Annotated in this window: 12 protein-coding genes and 6 tRNA genes; 4 read left to right on the forward strand and 14 right to left on the reverse strand. The window is 38.9% G+C overall.

Going from position 1 to position 14581, the window contains the following annotated elements; translation table 11 throughout:
• Window positions 1–70: 70 nt before the first annotated feature.
• The 4 genes from H9X96_RS09785 to H9X96_RS09800 form a co-directional block, all read right to left on the reverse strand.
• Window positions 71–799 carry a tyrosine-protein phosphatase gene (locus H9X96_RS09785; protein WP_187666110.1) on the reverse strand — a complete coding sequence of 243 codons (729 nt, stop codon included), beginning with the start codon at window positions 797–799 and terminating at the stop codon, window positions 71–73.
• 223 nt (window positions 800–1022) lie between these two features.
• A complete protein-coding gene (locus H9X96_RS09790) occupies window positions 1023–2618 on the reverse strand; it encodes a S8 family peptidase (RefSeq protein ID WP_370576729.1) in 1596 nt (531 codons plus the stop codon).
• Between the two features lie 156 nt (window positions 2619–2774).
• Window positions 2775–3566, reverse strand: coding sequence for a uroporphyrinogen-III C-methyltransferase (cobA, locus tag H9X96_RS09795; RefSeq protein WP_187666111.1), 792 nt, complete (start codon window positions 3564–3566; stop codon window positions 2775–2777).
• Between the two features lie 93 nt (window positions 3567–3659).
• Complete coding sequence (locus tag H9X96_RS09800; protein WP_062546749.1) at window positions 3660–4097, reverse strand: Rrf2 family transcriptional regulator; 438 nt, start codon at window positions 4095–4097, stop codon at window positions 3660–3662.
• A 238-nt stretch (window positions 4098–4335) separates the two neighbouring features.
• Between H9X96_RS09800 and H9X96_RS09805 the strand changes: the two genes are divergently transcribed.
• On the forward strand, window positions 4336–4647 hold the full coding sequence (locus H9X96_RS09805; protein ID WP_187666112.1) for a hypothetical protein: 312 nt from the start codon (window positions 4336–4338) through the stop codon (window positions 4645–4647).
• Between the two features lie 89 nt (window positions 4648–4736).
• Window positions 4737–6065, forward strand: coding sequence for a sigma-54 dependent transcriptional regulator (locus H9X96_RS09810; RefSeq protein WP_187666113.1), 1329 nt, complete (start codon window positions 4737–4739; stop codon window positions 6063–6065).
• A gap of 5 nt (window positions 6066–6070) precedes the next feature.
• On the opposite strand, the gene H9X96_RS09815 is transcribed toward H9X96_RS09810, so the two are convergent.
• The 10 genes from H9X96_RS09815 to H9X96_RS09860 all read right to left on the reverse strand — a co-directional run bounded on the left by H9X96_RS09815 (window position 6071) and on the right by H9X96_RS09860 (window position 12235).
• Window positions 6071–8623: an ATP-binding protein gene (locus H9X96_RS09815; protein WP_187666114.1), complete on the reverse strand. Its 2553-nt coding sequence runs from the start codon at window positions 8621–8623 to the stop codon at window positions 6071–6073.
• A 73-nt stretch (window positions 8624–8696) separates the two neighbouring features.
• On the reverse strand, window positions 8697–9983 hold the full coding sequence (locus tag H9X96_RS09820; RefSeq protein WP_222943871.1) for a YeiH family protein: 1287 nt from the start codon (window positions 9981–9983) through the stop codon (window positions 8697–8699).
• 653 nt (window positions 9984–10636) lie between these two features.
• The gene (locus H9X96_RS09825; RefSeq protein WP_187666115.1) at window positions 10637–11104 is read right to left on the reverse strand and encodes a hypothetical protein; all 468 of its coding nucleotides are present in this window, start codon (window positions 11102–11104) and stop codon (window positions 10637–10639) included.
• Between the two features lie 131 nt (window positions 11105–11235).
• Window positions 11236–11400 (reverse strand): hypothetical protein, encoded by a 165-nt coding sequence (locus tag H9X96_RS09830; RefSeq protein WP_187666116.1) that lies wholly within the window; start codon window positions 11398–11400, stop codon window positions 11236–11238.
• A gap of 134 nt (window positions 11401–11534) precedes the next feature.
• Window positions 11535–11606: transfer RNA gene (locus H9X96_RS09835), tRNA-Glu, on the reverse strand.
• A gap of 39 nt (window positions 11607–11645) precedes the next feature.
• Window positions 11646–11721: transfer RNA gene (locus tag H9X96_RS09840), tRNA-Met, on the reverse strand.
• Between the two features lie 70 nt (window positions 11722–11791).
• Window positions 11792–11863, reverse strand: a tRNA-Glu gene (locus H9X96_RS09845).
• Between the two features lie 39 nt (window positions 11864–11902).
• Window positions 11903–11978 (reverse strand) — tRNA-Met (locus H9X96_RS09850).
• A gap of 69 nt (window positions 11979–12047) precedes the next feature.
• Window positions 12048–12119: transfer RNA gene (locus H9X96_RS09855), tRNA-Glu, on the reverse strand.
• 40 nt (window positions 12120–12159) lie between these two features.
• Window positions 12160–12235, reverse strand: a tRNA-Met gene (locus H9X96_RS09860).
• Window positions 12236–12346: 111 nt separating this feature from the next.
• On the opposite strand from H9X96_RS09860, the gene era reads away from it, so the two are divergent.
• Window positions 12347–13225: a GTPase Era gene (gene era / locus H9X96_RS09865; RefSeq protein ID WP_062546744.1), complete on the forward strand. Its 879-nt coding sequence runs from the start codon at window positions 12347–12349 to the stop codon at window positions 13223–13225.
• A 47-nt stretch (window positions 13226–13272) separates the two neighbouring features.
• Entirely contained in the window at window positions 13273–14574 is a 1302-nt protein-coding gene (gene der, locus H9X96_RS09870) for a ribosome biogenesis GTPase Der (protein ID WP_187666117.1), read from the forward strand.
• Window positions 14575–14581 lie beyond the last annotated feature (7 nt).

Here is a 14581-nt window from a genome sequence, read left to right on the forward strand (position 1 = left end):
CCAGAATCATGTGAAAGCAAAAATAATCGTTTTAAATTTCAATTACACCTAGCTACAAATGGGTATTTAGCTAGAAAAACAGCTCCATATTCTTGAAATCAACATTTCCAAGCTTAGTAAACAAGCGTCCACTCTGTATTTCAGCAATCAATGCCTGCAAATGTTTGTCGTGGTGTAAGTCTGTTCCTGCTAAATCATAGTATTTCTTTTGAAGCAGGTACTCGGCGAGTCTTTTTACCTCTTTGCCATAATAGCCAGATACGGAAAGTAAGTTCAGCTGGAACAATACCCCCATCTCCTTCAAGCGGTGGAAACGCTGGTGCTTATCCTGGTAAAAACTATAACGTTCAGGATGAGCCAAAACGACTACATATCCCTTAACCTGAAGGTTAAAGATAACTTGCTCTATGTTTGGCATTTCCGATACATAGGACATCTCTATTAAAATGTGCTTTTTGGGGAGGCAAATCAGATTGCTGCTAATTTGGAAATCCTCATTTACCATATACTCTGCTGCAGCGCCGGTTTCTATGGATAATGAGCTGGCATTTAAAGCCTGTTTGGTGCTTTCTAAGGTGTTTTCTATGATCTCCTTATTATTTGGATACAGTTCGGCAAAAATATGAGGTGTTGCCAGCAATTTTTTGAAGCCCAGCGCCTGTAAACTTTTCATAAAATTTAGCGTCATTTCCATATTTTTAGCACCGTCATCAATGCCCGGTAACCAATGTGCATGCATGTCGACACCTAACCACTCAATATGGTCGATGTGCGTTTTTTTGTTAAAAAAAGAAAACATCTTAGAATTTTTAATTTTTTTGAAAAACAAGCATGGATTTCATAACCCCATATCAAATCTGCCTGTCATTTTAACAAAAATACAATAGCGTTAGATTAACTGCGTTATATTTCACTGCATTCCGCTTGTAATTAAGGAAATATACCTAGTAATGGGTAATTTTTAGGACAAAAAAAGCCTGGCATCGATAGATGTCAGGCTTTTTTTTTTAAAACTTATGCGATTATTTCTTGTATTCAGCAGCTAGTTTAAGTGCGTTATAAGCATTAACAACACCACCACTAATACATAAATCAGTAAAAGGAATATCTTTAACGGCATCACCTTGCTGTACTTTTACAACTTGATCTACTTTCACTACAGACTTCATAATGATGTCTTTCACTTCAGCAGCAGATAAGTTAGGGTAATAAGAACGGATTAAACCGGCCAGACCAGCTACCACCGGAGCAGCCATACTGGTACCATTCAGCTTTTGATATTTAGAACCCGGAGTAGTCGAGTTAATGTTTACACCAGGTGCAAACACATCTACTTTCGTTTTTCCGTAGTTAGAAAAATCAGCTTTAATGGTTTCGTCGTTTTTCCATCCTGAAGCACCTACTGTGATCCATGAAAAAGCTACACCACCATCTTGGTATTCCGGGTTAGGAAAGTTTTGAGCTTCATCCAGGTTTTTATTATCGTTTCCTGCAGCATGAACTAATAGGACATCTTTCGATACTGCATATTTCACCGCATCATCCACGATCTTTTTATCCCAGGAATAACCTTTTCCAAAACTCATGTTGATCACCTTCGCTCCATTATCAACTGCATAACGAATACCATTGGCCACATCTTTATCACGTTCGTCACCATTTGGCGTATTACGAACTGGTAAGATCACCACATTATTTGCCACACCATTGATACCAATCTTATTGTTTCTTACTGCACCAATAATTCCCGCCACATGTGAACCATGTAAAGCATCTGGTCCGGCAACATCATTATTACCATAGAAACGGTCTTTCACATCATTAGGATCATCACCAACGATTGGTCTTGGATCAAAATCAAGGTTCAGGTTATACTCTACCTGAGATTTAAAATGATCCACACCATCTACAATCTGCTCTGCATAAAAGTCTTTGAAGTTGGTACCTTCTAATTGCTGCACCATGATTCTCTGGATATTTTTTTCCATGTCATTTGTAGGACGGTAGCTTTGGAAATCTGCTGCGGTTGGGTTTTCTTTACCGATCTTTTTCACTACTTCATCAATTGCATTTTTTAAAGCAGTATAGCGTTCCAGGTTTTCTTTAGCTTCTACCAATTGCTTTTCAAATTCTGCTCTGTTTTTTTGATAAGCTTCAAATGCAGGAAGATCTCCCGCCTTTACTGAAGTCGCATCTAAATTGGTGAACTTCGCATTGTCTCTGCGAACTAAACGTGTTAATTCTAAAGTTTCATAGTTGATAGATCCTTTGCTAGATCCTAAAAAGCTCCAGCCGTTTACATCATCAATGTATCCGTTTTTATCATCGTCTTTTCCGTTTCCGGCGATCTCTTTCTTATTTACCCAAATGACACTTTTCAGGTCTTCATGTTTAATATCAACCCCACCATCTAATACTGCAACAATTACAGGTTTAGACTTTTTCCCTTTTAACAATTCGTTATAAGCTTTTTCAGTACTAATACCAAAGGTGGTATCTGTTTTAAGGTCCAGGTTCTGCCAGTTTGGCTTTTGTGCTACAGACACGAATGGAACCATTGCCAATAAGGACAAACTTAATATTCCACGATAGCAAAAGTTCGCTTTCTTCATATTCATATAATAGATATTTTGGACAAAGTTAAATAATAAATGAGGAATGGTGTTCGTATCAAATATGCGACGATCACCAATATCCCACCCATAAACGTAAAAAAGCCGGATTTGATATCCGGCTCTCTGAAAAAATTATAGTTAATTTGACAAAATAAACGCTTATTGCAGTTCCATCAGTTCATAGAAATTCTTGATTCTGGCAAAAGAAGGATGTAAGGAAACCACATCTCCGAATACCAGTAATGCTGGCGCGGAGATTTTATGGTCTTCAATTAACTCTGCAATGGTATCCACAACCCCTATTTTAATATTTTCATTCACAGAAGAACCATTTTCAATGACAGCTACCGGCATTCTGTGTTTACCTTCCTGCTGAAAAATAGCCACAATCTCTCTGATCTTCTCAATTCCCATTAATACCACTACAGTTGCTTTGGATTTTGCGGCAACTTTCAAATCCGGAGAAAGCTCTCCAGCTGCGTTTGTACCACTCAATACCCAAAAGCTATCACTCAATGTAGCATAAGTCATTGGAATTTTATGTAAACCAGGAACACCTAAAGCACTGGAGATCCCTGGAATGATTTCCGTTTGGATGTTATACGACTCTGCATAATCCACTTCTTCAAATCCTTGGGCAAAAACAAATGGATCACCACTTTTTAACCTCACCACATGGCCAAAGTTTAAAGCGTAATCGATCATCAACTTATTGATTGCATCTTGGGAATAGGATACGTCTTCAGATTTATTCCCTACAAATATCTTAATTGCTTTTTCAGGTGCGTGATTAAGCAATGCTTCATTCACCTGCGCATCATACAGCACTACATCCGCTGTGTTGATGGCTTTTACTCCCTTTAAACTGATCAGTTCAGGATCACCTGGACCAGCACCTACTAATGTAATTTTAGATTCTTTTACACCACTTTCAATCTTATTTAAAATCATAGTCTTAGGTTTAAAGGGATTATATCTTTGTATTGCTGACACAAATATACAAAAAGACTATAGACGTAGTAGGCTTTATTTGAAAATAGTTGATTATTCTATGAAATTACCATCAGTTTCCCGCGCAATAACATCTGCAATAGAGGTTTGCGCTAAGACTTTGAGTGTAGCATCCCGGACATCGATAAAGGTTTTTCTAATTCCACAAGTGATTTCATCATGGCATTCATCGCATTTACGGTAAAATTTAAGGCTGGCACAAGGAACCATAGCAATAGGACCATCGGTGATGCGCAGAATATCAGCCAGAAAAATGTCTCCTGGTTCTTTATTTAAACTATAACCGCCGCCGGCACCTTTCTTACTGTATAAATACCCTGCATTACGCATATCCAATAGAATCTGCTCCAGGAATTTGCGGGGGATCATTTCCTGTTCTGCCAATCTCACGATCTGCATAGGAGGGTTTCCAGCGTTTTTTCCGAGCGCGACAAGCGCCTTTATTGCATATTTAGTCTTCTTAGATAGCATAAGGCAAAGTTAAGAAAAATCCATTACTTTCTCATCAGGTAATAATTTGTCGAAATAGCCCATCCCCTTGTTTCTTTCGGCCACAAAGTGTGGAATAATGCAACAGTTCTAATTTTGACACAACCCATCCAAACACTGATTACAAGCCACTTACGGCCAATCCGTTGATTCTGGCACCATTATGAACCTTATATAATCGTAATTGAAACAAAAGGAATTTAAATTTAAATATAGAGTTATGAAAAAGATCATCTTATCAGCCGCATTTTTAGCATTCGCAGGATTAACACAAGTAAAAGCAACTGACGTTAAAAACCCAGTTATCATCAGTGTAAAAAAAGATAGCACTACCAAAACTCCAGTTGAATTGAAAGACCTTCCGGATGCAGTAAAAACGACATTGGCTTCCGACAAATATAAAGACTGGACTCCAGCAGCAGCATTCTTAATCGTGAACGCTGATAAAACTGAATTCTTTCAGGTAGATGTTAAAAAAGGAGACGAAGCCGCATCGTTAAAAATCAATAAAGACGGTGCTGTTATTGAGTAAACCATCAATAAATAACAATTAATATAGTGTACGAAAGCCGGATGTCCCCTGGCTTTCGTATTTTTGCTATAATTACAAGCGAAATTCTTATGGCAAAAATATTGATTATTGAAGACGACCTTACCTTTTCGCAAATTCTGGAAGGCTTCCTGACCAAGCATGGTCATGAACCAACTGCGATCAATGATGTAAAGAAAAGTCTGAAGCTAACAGCAGAACAAAATTTCGACTTATTTCTGCTGGATTACCGCCTTCCAGATGGCACAGGTCTCGATGTACTCTCTCATATCCGGGACATGGGCATGACCCAGCCGGTGATCATTATGACCAGTTTTAATGATGTAAGAACCGCCGTAAAATCTATACAATTAGGGGCATTCGATTACATTACGAAGCCTGTAAATCCTGATGAATTGCTGATGATCATCAACAATGCTTTAGGTAAAAAAGAAAAGCCCGTTTCCGGCAATTCGATCGAACATGCCGATGCCATCAAAGGAAAAAGCAGCATAGCTGATAAATTGTACGAACACATTAACCTGGTTGCACCAACAGATATGTCGGTGATTATTCAAGGTGAAACTGGAACAGGGAAAGAATATGCTGCCAGAGCATTACACATGCACAGCAAGCGTAAAGACAAACCTTTCGTGGCAATAGATTGTGGTGCATTGTCAAAAGAATTGGCCGCAAGTGAATTGTTTGGCCATGCCAAAGGCGCTTTTACGGGTGCCCTAAACGATAAAAAAGGGCAGTTTGAAGCCGGAAATGGAGGTACCTTGTTTTTGGATGAGGTAGGAAACCTAAGCTACGAAGTCCAGGTAAAGATGCTTCGTGCCTTACAGGAAAAAACCATTCAACCTTTAGGCAGTACTAAAAATGTAAAAGTAGACGTCAGAATCATTACAGCGACCAATGATGACCTTAAAAACAGTGTGAGTAATGGTGATTTCAGAGAAGATCTATACCATCGCTTAAACGAGTTTAAAATTCAACTTCCACCATTAAGGGATAGGGGAAAAGACATCGAGCTATTTATCAATCATTTCATTAAACTTTCGAATGAAGAGCTGCATAGAAATGTACAACACCTCTCTCCAGCTGCAAAAGACCTTTTACTGCAATACGACTGGCCGGGAAATTTAAGAGAACTGAAGAATGTGATCAAAAGAATGGTACTCCTAACTCCTACTGAAACTGCGGAGATAGATGCTTTACCGGAAGAAATGATCATTTCTATCAATCAGGTTCCTAAGCCAAATGGTTCAGATCTTAAAGCCATCAATGAGGTCAATGAAAAGATGCTGATCATGGAAACATTAGTTAAAGTAAAATACAATAAATCAAAAGCTGCCAAATTACTGAATATCGATCGGAAGACCCTATACAGTAAAATGGAACGCTATGAGATAGAATAAAATCATTACATCTTCCGAATTTGATCCAGCAACTGCTTCAATTTTGCGGATAAGCCGACAACAGCTTGTCTGCTTTTTTCATCGGGAGCAGTTTGCTGATGAAACAGAAGCTCTAGCTGTCGGAAGTTACTGGCCAGGTTTTTGGAGCCAATCTGTGCGATGCGACCAGCCAGCCTGTGGCTCAGCAAAGCTAGCGTTTCGGTATCTTCATGCTGCATGGCCTCCGCCAATTCCTGAAGGTCATTTTCACAATCCAAGGTAAACCTGCTCAGGATCTTTTTCAATTGCTCCTCATCATCAAAGGTCATTTTTCTTAAAGGCCCAAGATCCAGGGCAATTAAAGATTCGGAAGTAACTGCTGGCATTTCTTCTTGATCTGGTTCGATTCGATCCTCGACTACGAGTTCCTCCTCGTTTGAAAAAGATTTATCTGCTAACTCTTCAGAAAAAACGGCCAGTAATTCATTTTCACGGAAAGGCTTCATCACCAGGCCATCGAATCCATTATTTAAAAGGAATTCACGTTCATCGGGAAGTACCTGAGCGGTAATTGCAAAGATCATCACTGTATTGCCCATCTTTTTCCGCAGCAGCTGACAGAGTTCGATACCATTCATTTCTGGCATCCGCATATCTAATAAAATATACTTTAAATCTGCAGCTTTCTCTGCCTCATTCAACAGCTGTACCGGAGAGTTAAAACTTCTATAATCAATATAATTGCGTTTAAAAATAATACTGCAGAGTTCTAATATTAGCGGATCATCATCTACCACCCATACTTTAAATGGTTTCCAGCGCAACCGATCTTTTGATTGTGATAACTTCTCTTCTATCGGCTCTTCTGCTATTTTAAAAGTAAGGTAAACAGTGAATACGCTGCCTACCCCCTCCCGACTTTTCACATAAATTCTCCCGCCTTGAGTTTCTATCAGAGACTTAATGATGGTTAACCCCAATCCGGTTCCTGCCTGATGCAGTACTTCCTGATCATTTTCATTTATCTGTTCAAATTCATTAAAAATCACTGCCTTTGAAGCCTCCGAAATTCCGATCCCAGTATCTCTTACCATAAAAGTAAAATGAAGATTTTCGCCTTGTCGCTTGTAAAATACGGACAAAACCACTTCTCCTTCATTGGTGAATTTGATGGCATTACCCAATAAATTATATAGAATTTGCTTTAATCGGAAAGGATCACCACTGATGTATTTTGTTTCATGAAGGGAAATCTCCGTGAGCAGATCCAGAGATTTACGCTCGGCCTGCGGGCGCATCACGAAAATTACTTCTTCCAATAACTTGGCAATATCAAAGGGCTTTTCTATAAAAGTAAACTTGCCAGAAATAATCCGGTTATAGTCTAGCACCTCATTTACAATCTGTAATAAGTGTTCTGAGGAATGATAAATCGCATCAATATCCCTGGCATCAGGTTTTTCCTGCTGACGAATGAGTTCGGCATAGCCAATTATAGATTGGAGCGGTGTCCTGATTTCATGGCTCATATTGGAAAGGAAACGCTGTTTGGCCATCCCATGATATTCCGCTAGATCTCTAGCCTCTTCCAGGTCATTTTTATAGCGATTACTTCTTGTGATGTCAGTTAGGATAAAATAAAGCATCAGGAGCATGAGCAGGAAAAAAACCAGCATGATGACACTAATGGTATTGATCCCAGTATTTACCACATACTTTGCCTGAATCCCATTGAGCTCAATTTGTGTCACCACTTCGCTTTCTACCTTACGGAGAATATTAAGCATCTGATTGATCAAAAGGTTATTCGCATTGGCCAGTTCCGCTTCTTTATTTAAAAACCGGGCACTATTTCTTCTTTGTTCTTTCTCAATGTTCCGAAGTGTTTCTTCCAGACTTTTAGAAGTCTTGTCTTCATTTGAAAGTGAGATGGTATCTACTTTCAAATTCTTTTCATTGATGATCTTATAGGACTTATTGTCTTCACTTTCTTTTTTCTTTCCAAAAAGACGACCAAAGAAACCTCTGTTTTTATCCTCTGAAGAGTAAATGGTGGTGGTAGAAGTTTGCAATTGGGAAGCGAGAACAGTACTATCATTCCCACTTTTATTGACCATTTCACTTAGATTCTGTACCTGGGTAGAGAAAGATTTATTGTTTACCAGTCGCTCTCTCACCTTTAGGTAATTCAAAAACTGGTTATCACGTTCTTTCAGCAGCTTTTGAATACTGCTGATCCGCTGCAATTGAACAGAATCTTTAACATATAAGCTGGATAAAGAATCCAGAGAAGCACGTAACTCCCCGGATTCCTTCAAGAGTTTACTATAGTTTTTCGGATCGTTTGAAGCTTGCGTTTTCTGCAATTGATCCAGTCGGCTGATCTTTAAGGAAATGAGATTGACCATCCTCAATCTTTCACTAGGTGTAGATATATTCTCTACGGTATTCAGCATTTCATTAAAAGCGACTTTACTCACTGCCCAAGCCATAATTAAGGCAAAACAGGCGAGTAACAAGGCAATAATCACCTTTCCTTTTATCGCTTTAAACAGACTTTTCTTTGGGGTATCACTCATCTTTTACAAACACAATTTCAAATGTACAGATAGAACAGCAAGGAACCTGCCATGATCTGTATTTTCGAAAAACTTATGCAAAGACCTCCGTGCCACCAAATAAATAAAAAGCGATAATCAGCGTAATGATCACGTTAAATAGTTGTGCCAGTAAGAAAGCATACAATGGTTTTTTACTTTGATTACCGAATAAATCCTTAAAGTTAGTCTCTAAACCGATACTGGTAAATGCCAATGCAAACCAGGCACCCTGTAAGTTTTTCAAGCTGTCTTTTACGTTAGAAATCGTCTCTTGAGGCAAGAAAAAAGAGAACAATAAAGAAGCACCAATGAAACCCAGCACGAACTTAGGAAAGCGTTCCCAGATCACCCCTATAGTTGGCCTTACCCGTTCTCCGTTTTCATCCTTATGGTTGGTATAAGACCAGTAAATACTGATGGCAAAAGCAGCAATCCCAAGCAATACATTTTGGGAGAACTTCACAATTGTACTAATTTTCAAAGCCTCTTCCCCTACCAGAGTTCCAGAAGCCACTACTGCACCGGAAGTATCAATACTACCACCTAGCCAGGCACCTGTTACTGCTTGTGGAAAAGAGAAATATTGGGCGATGTAAGGCATAAAAATCATCATTGGAATGGCAGTAATCAATACCATAGAAATCACATAAGAGAGCTTTTTAGAATCTCCTTTGATCGCGCCGGACGTTGCTATTGCGGCAGAAACCCCGCATATAGATACTGCACTGGAGATCATCATGGTCAGTTCATCATCTACTTTCAACTTCTTACAAAGCCAGAAAGCGAAATACCATACGGAGATGACCACTACTAAAGCCTGAATTAAGCCTAAAGATCCCGCTTTTAAAATATCTGCAAAGATCACCGTAGTCCCCAATAGTACCAATCCGATTTTTACAAAGAGCTCCGTAGAAAGGGCTGATTTAAACCATTGCGGCAGTGTAAAGAAATTACTGATGGCCAGGCCAATCATTAAGCTAAAAATTACAGCTTCCAGGTTCAGTGCACGCATACTGGAACTCCCGGCAATCAGCAAGGCAAGAATGGTGAGTACATAAACTGCCGGAAAGCCCATAAAAAAGTTTTTTACAGATTTTCCCATAATGAAGGCACCCACTGCTCCAATCACTGTAATAAATACAAACTGGATAAAAATAGCAGTTAAATTCTCCAGCTGGAAAATTTTGTCGGTTAAACTGGTTAGGCTATCCCATTTAAAAACTGGAATTGGCAATAGGAAAAAGAAAAGACTACTTAAGATAACAAGGGAGCCGAGGATGACTACTGCCCAGTCTTCATGAATTAAGAGTTTTTTGGTTTTGGTTGAAATTTTTGTCATTTATGTAGGTTCATTTATTTGTGTGTCGTAAATTAAGAATTAATTCCCTTATGATTCATCCCTTTGAGCGGAAAGCTGGTGGCCCGGACAATGAAAAAGCCAGGTCATCCAACCTGGCTTTTAACCAAACAAAACTTAGATCTAACCAAACATCTAATTTTTAAGCAACAGTCCGGACGAACTGAGAATCAAATTCTTAATGCTTATTGAGTTCAAAGATAATAAAGTCTACTAATTTAATAGAATTTATTTGAAATTAGTTTTATTCTCCCCAAACACCCCTCTTAATCGCCTATTTAGAGGCTTAAAGAATGTAGTATTGCCAGAATCACTGAAGGTTTAGAGAAAAAAACTGAATGATTTGGGGCTCTTCTTAAAGAAAATAGAGCGAACCAGGGCAAATCGGCTGGGTAACCAGATTTTTAAAAGAGGAATAAAGCGCGTATGAAGCGCTGCGTTGAAATTCAGCACAGCGCTTAACAAAGCGTATTATTGCATCCTAATTAATTTCAAAACATTAGCTAATGTTTTGTTTACAAAAGTGCCAGCATCACCAACCACAACAGTCACTGTACCTAAAAACAGCTCCTAGAAGGCCTCCTAAAAAAGCGGTTGGATCGGCGCAGCTTTGTTTGGAGTATGGTATTTTTTAATTATTTACAAGCTTCAGGAGCAAATGTAAATCTGCCTTTATCAAAAGAGATTGGTTTACCTTTTACAAAATAAGACCTGCCTACAGAAGTTTCAATCTGACCAACGCCTAAGATCAGTTTGCCATCTTTCTTTAAAAATGCCAAAGGATTTTTATAAACAGTTGGATTTGCATTCCCTATTTTAAAGGTATAATCTACAAATAGGGTATCCCCGGTAAATTTCCCGGCTACTTCACCAATATTATCTCCCTTATCTTTATAATTGATTAGCAGATGTCCGGTAATTTTTCCCTCACTGCTTGTATTCAGGTGAAGATTAGCCGTATCTAAAGCATCAATAGCTACAAAACACTCGCTGCTCACCGTAGTATCGGTTTTTACAGCGGCTTTTTTTTCAGAATTGTTACCGCTACAGCTATACACCAACGGTACTGCCATGCAGGCCAGATAAAGAATTGTTTTTTTCATGATAAAATGATTTCGATAAATAAAAGCTTAATAATTAACTCAATATAATGATTGTTTTTTTTAATGAAACAGCCATGATTAGAAATTAGTAGCCTCCTTATCGAAACAAACAGAAAAACGAAAAAATTGTTCTATTTTTTTAATGCAAATAGTGCCCCGCTGACTACAAAAAATCCTAAACCAGTAATCACTGGTGGCAGCATAAGCCTAGGTCCTGATAAGCCTACAAAAATAATAGCGATACCTAAAATGATTAATAAAATTGCGGAGATATGTAAAACGGTTCTTTTTTCCATGAATTCTAATTCAATTCGCAATATATAGAACTTTATGAGGATTGAATCAAATACCCCAGATATAGGCTATAGTAGGAAAAATCTATAAAACCCGTAAAAGCAAAAAGCCGCTCTACTTTCGTAAAGCGGCTTTGTAGCCCGTAGGGGAATCGAACCCCTATTTCCAGAATGAAAATCTGGCGTCCTAACCGGTAGACGAACGGGCCATTTAAGGTTGCCTTCAACTTACGTTGACGAACCTCTTTTGGTAGCGGGAACCAGACTCGAACTGATGACCTTCGGGTTATGAGCCCGACGAGCTACCAACTGCTCCATCCCGCACTCTATGTTAATACTCTCCTACCACTGTAGTCAAGTTAATGATCTATCTTTACATAGTAAAGGAAGATTGTAGCCCGTAGGGGAATCGAACCCCTATTTCCAGAATGAAAATCTGGCGTCCTAACCGGTAGACGAACGGGCCATTTAAGGTTGCCTTCAACTTGCGCTGACGAACCTGTTTTGGTAGCGGGAACCAGACTCGAACTGATGACCTTCGGGTTATGAGCCCGACGAGCTACCAACTGCTCCATCCCGCACTCTATGTTACTACTATCCTACCTCTGTAGGTTAGTTCATTAAATCCTCCTTACACGTAAGGAAGATCGTAGCCCGTAGGGGAATCGAACCCCTGTTACCAGAATGAAAATCTGGCGTCCTCACCCCTAGACGAACGGGCCATTTTGACTGCCACTAATTTTACAATTAGCGAATCAATTTTGGTAGCGGGAACCAGACTCGAACTGATGACCTTCGGGTTATGAGCCCGACGAGCTACCAACTGCTCCATCCCGCACTATATACAATTCCGATTGCGTTAATTAATTGGTTAACTCTTCCTCCGAATTGGAATGCAAAGATATAATTCGTTTCTTTGCGGTGCAAATTTATTTCAAAAAATATTTTCATGTCACATAAAGCAGGTTTTGTAAGTATAATTGGTAAGCCCAATGCGGGTAAATCAACGTTAATGAATGCCCTGGTGGGTGAAAAGCTTTCTATCATTACCCCGAAAGCTCAGACTACCCGTCACCGTATTCTGGGAATTGTCAATGAAGAAAATTATCAAATCGTATTTTCCGATACTCCGGGGATCATAAAACCGCGTTATGGTTTACAAGATTCTATGATGAGTTCTGTAAAAGGCGCACTGACTGATGCAGATCTTATTCTGTTCGTTACCGACATTAACGAAACACATGATGAGAATGATGTATTAGATAAAATCATTGACACCACGATCCCAATGATTGTCCTGATCAATAAGATAGACAACGCAACACAAGAAGAAGTAGAAGCGAAAATGACCTACTGGCAGGAGAAGTTAAATCCTAAGCATATATATGCCATCTCCGCTTTACACCTTTATAACTTAGATGGCATCATGGAAACGGTATTGGATCAATTACCGGAACATGCGCCTTTCTATGATAAAGAAGATTTGACAGACCGTACACAAAGGTTCTTCGTTTCGGAAATCATCAGAGAGAAGATCTTCAACAACTACCAGAAAGAGATTCCTTATAGCACAGAAGTAGTGATTACTTCCTTCAAAGAAGAAGAGAAAATTACCAGGATCAGTGCAGAGATCATTGTAGAACGTGATTCGCAGAAAAATATCCTGATTGGTAAAGGTGGCGCAATGCTGAAAAAGGTTGGTACTGAGGCCCGTAAGGATATTGAGAAATTCCTGGATCAAAAAGTCTTTTTAGAGACCTTTGTGAAGGTGGTTCCAGACTGGCGCAGTAAAAAGAACTATTTAAAAAGTTTCGGGTACGAAAATTAAGCTTACCTTTGCAACCCCTTAATAATTAATACAATTCATACATACACATGAGCAACATTATCGCAATCGTCGGAAGACCAAACGTAGGCAAATCTACCCTATTTAACCGCTTAACAGAGAGTCGTAAAGCCATTGTTGATGATTTTAGCGGTGTAACCCGTGATCGTCATTACGGATCGGCAGAATGGACTGATAAGCAGTTTACTGTTATTGATACCGGAGGCTATGTAGCCAATTCCGAAGATTTATTTGAAGCAGCTATCCGCGAACAAGTGGTAATTGCTATCGAAGAAGCAACTGTATTGTTGTTTATGGTGGATGTCGTAACCGGCATTACCGACCTGGATGACGAAATTGCACAGTTACTTAGACGCAGCAATAAACCTGTATTCATTGTTGTAAATAAAGTAGACAATACTCAATTACAAAATGATGCTTCCGTATTTTACGGATTTGGTTTAGGTGAGATCTACCCGATCTCTTCTATGACTGGTTCTGGAACAGGTGATTTATTAGATGATGTGATCAAACACTTCGAAGATATAGTAGAAGAAGAAAACACATTGCCTAAACTTACTATTGTTGGCAGACCTAACGTTGGAAAATCATCACTAATCAATGCATTGATTGGTAAAGAAAGAAATATTGTAACGCCAATCGCTGGAACAACAAGAGATTCTATACATATCCACTACAATCAATTTGGACATGAATTCATGTTCATCGATACTGCAGGTCTTCGTAAAAAGACTAAAGTAAAAGAGAACATTGAGTTTTATTCTGTAATGCGTACCATCAAAGCTTTAGAAGAAGCAGATGTCGTGATCTTAATGATCGACGCCATGGAAGGGTTAGAATCACAGGATGTTAACATTTTCCACCTGGCGGAGAAAAACAAAAAAGGTATCGTGATCCTGGTTAACAAATGGGATTTAGTAGAAAAAGACAGCAAAACCACTAAGATTTTTGAAGATCAGATTCGTACTAAACTACAGCCATTCACTGACGTACCCATCGTGTTCACCTCAGTCATCAACAAACAACGTATTCACCAGGCAATTGAAACTGCTCTGGAAGTACACAAAAACAGGGGAAAGAAAGTTCCAACCTCTAAGTTAAATGATGTCATGCTGCCAATTATTGAAAAATATCCGCCGCCAGCATTGAAAGGGAAGTACATCAAGATCAAATACATCACGCAAATTAATGGTACTTCACCAATGTTTGCTTTCTTCTGTAACTTACCTCAGTACATCAAAGAACCTTATAAACGTTTCATTGAAAACAAACTGCGTGAAAACTTCGATTTTTCGGGTTCACCAATCCAGATTTATTTCAGACAAAAATAATCTATAA

The sequence above is a fragment of the Pedobacter sp. N36a genome, assembly GCF_014472395.1.
Lineage (GTDB): Bacteria > Bacteroidota > Bacteroidia > Sphingobacteriales > Sphingobacteriaceae > Pedobacter.

What these genes read in the sequence shown, in the direction of transcription:
- H9X96_RS09785 (WP_187666110.1), bottom strand. Translation starts at nt 799, where the DNA reads ATGTTTTCTTTTTTTAACAAAAAAACGCACATCGACCATATTGAGTGG.
- H9X96_RS09790 (WP_370576729.1), bottom strand. Translation starts at nt 2,618, where the DNA reads ATGAATATGAAGAAAGCGAACTTTTGCTATCGTGGAATATTAAGTTTG.
- cobA (WP_187666111.1), bottom strand. Translation starts at nt 3,566, where the DNA reads ATGATTTTAAATAAGATTGAAAGTGGTGTAAAAGAATCTAAAATTACA.
- H9X96_RS09800 (WP_062546749.1), bottom strand. Translation starts at nt 4,097, where the DNA reads ATGCTATCTAAGAAGACTAAATATGCAATAAAGGCGCTTGTCGCGCTC.
- H9X96_RS09805 (WP_187666112.1), top strand. Translation starts at nt 4,336, where the DNA reads ATGAAAAAGATCATCTTATCAGCCGCATTTTTAGCATTCGCAGGATTA.
- H9X96_RS09810 (WP_187666113.1), top strand. Translation starts at nt 4,737, where the DNA reads ATGGCAAAAATATTGATTATTGAAGACGACCTTACCTTTTCGCAAATT.
- H9X96_RS09815 (WP_187666114.1), bottom strand. Translation starts at nt 8,623, where the DNA reads ATGAGTGATACCCCAAAGAAAAGTCTGTTTAAAGCGATAAAAGGAAAG.
- H9X96_RS09820 (WP_222943871.1), bottom strand. Translation starts at nt 9,983, where the DNA reads ATGACAAAAATTTCAACCAAAACCAAAAAACTCTTAATTCATGAAGAC.
- H9X96_RS09825 (WP_187666115.1), bottom strand. Translation starts at nt 11,104, where the DNA reads ATGAAAAAAACAATTCTTTATCTGGCCTGCATGGCAGTACCGTTGGTG.
- H9X96_RS09830 (WP_187666116.1), bottom strand. Translation starts at nt 11,400, where the DNA reads ATGGAAAAAAGAACCGTTTTACATATCTCCGCAATTTTATTAATCATT.
- era (WP_062546744.1), top strand. Translation starts at nt 12,347, where the DNA reads ATGTCACATAAAGCAGGTTTTGTAAGTATAATTGGTAAGCCCAATGCG.
- der (WP_187666117.1), top strand. Translation starts at nt 13,273, where the DNA reads ATGAGCAACATTATCGCAATCGTCGGAAGACCAAACGTAGGCAAATCT.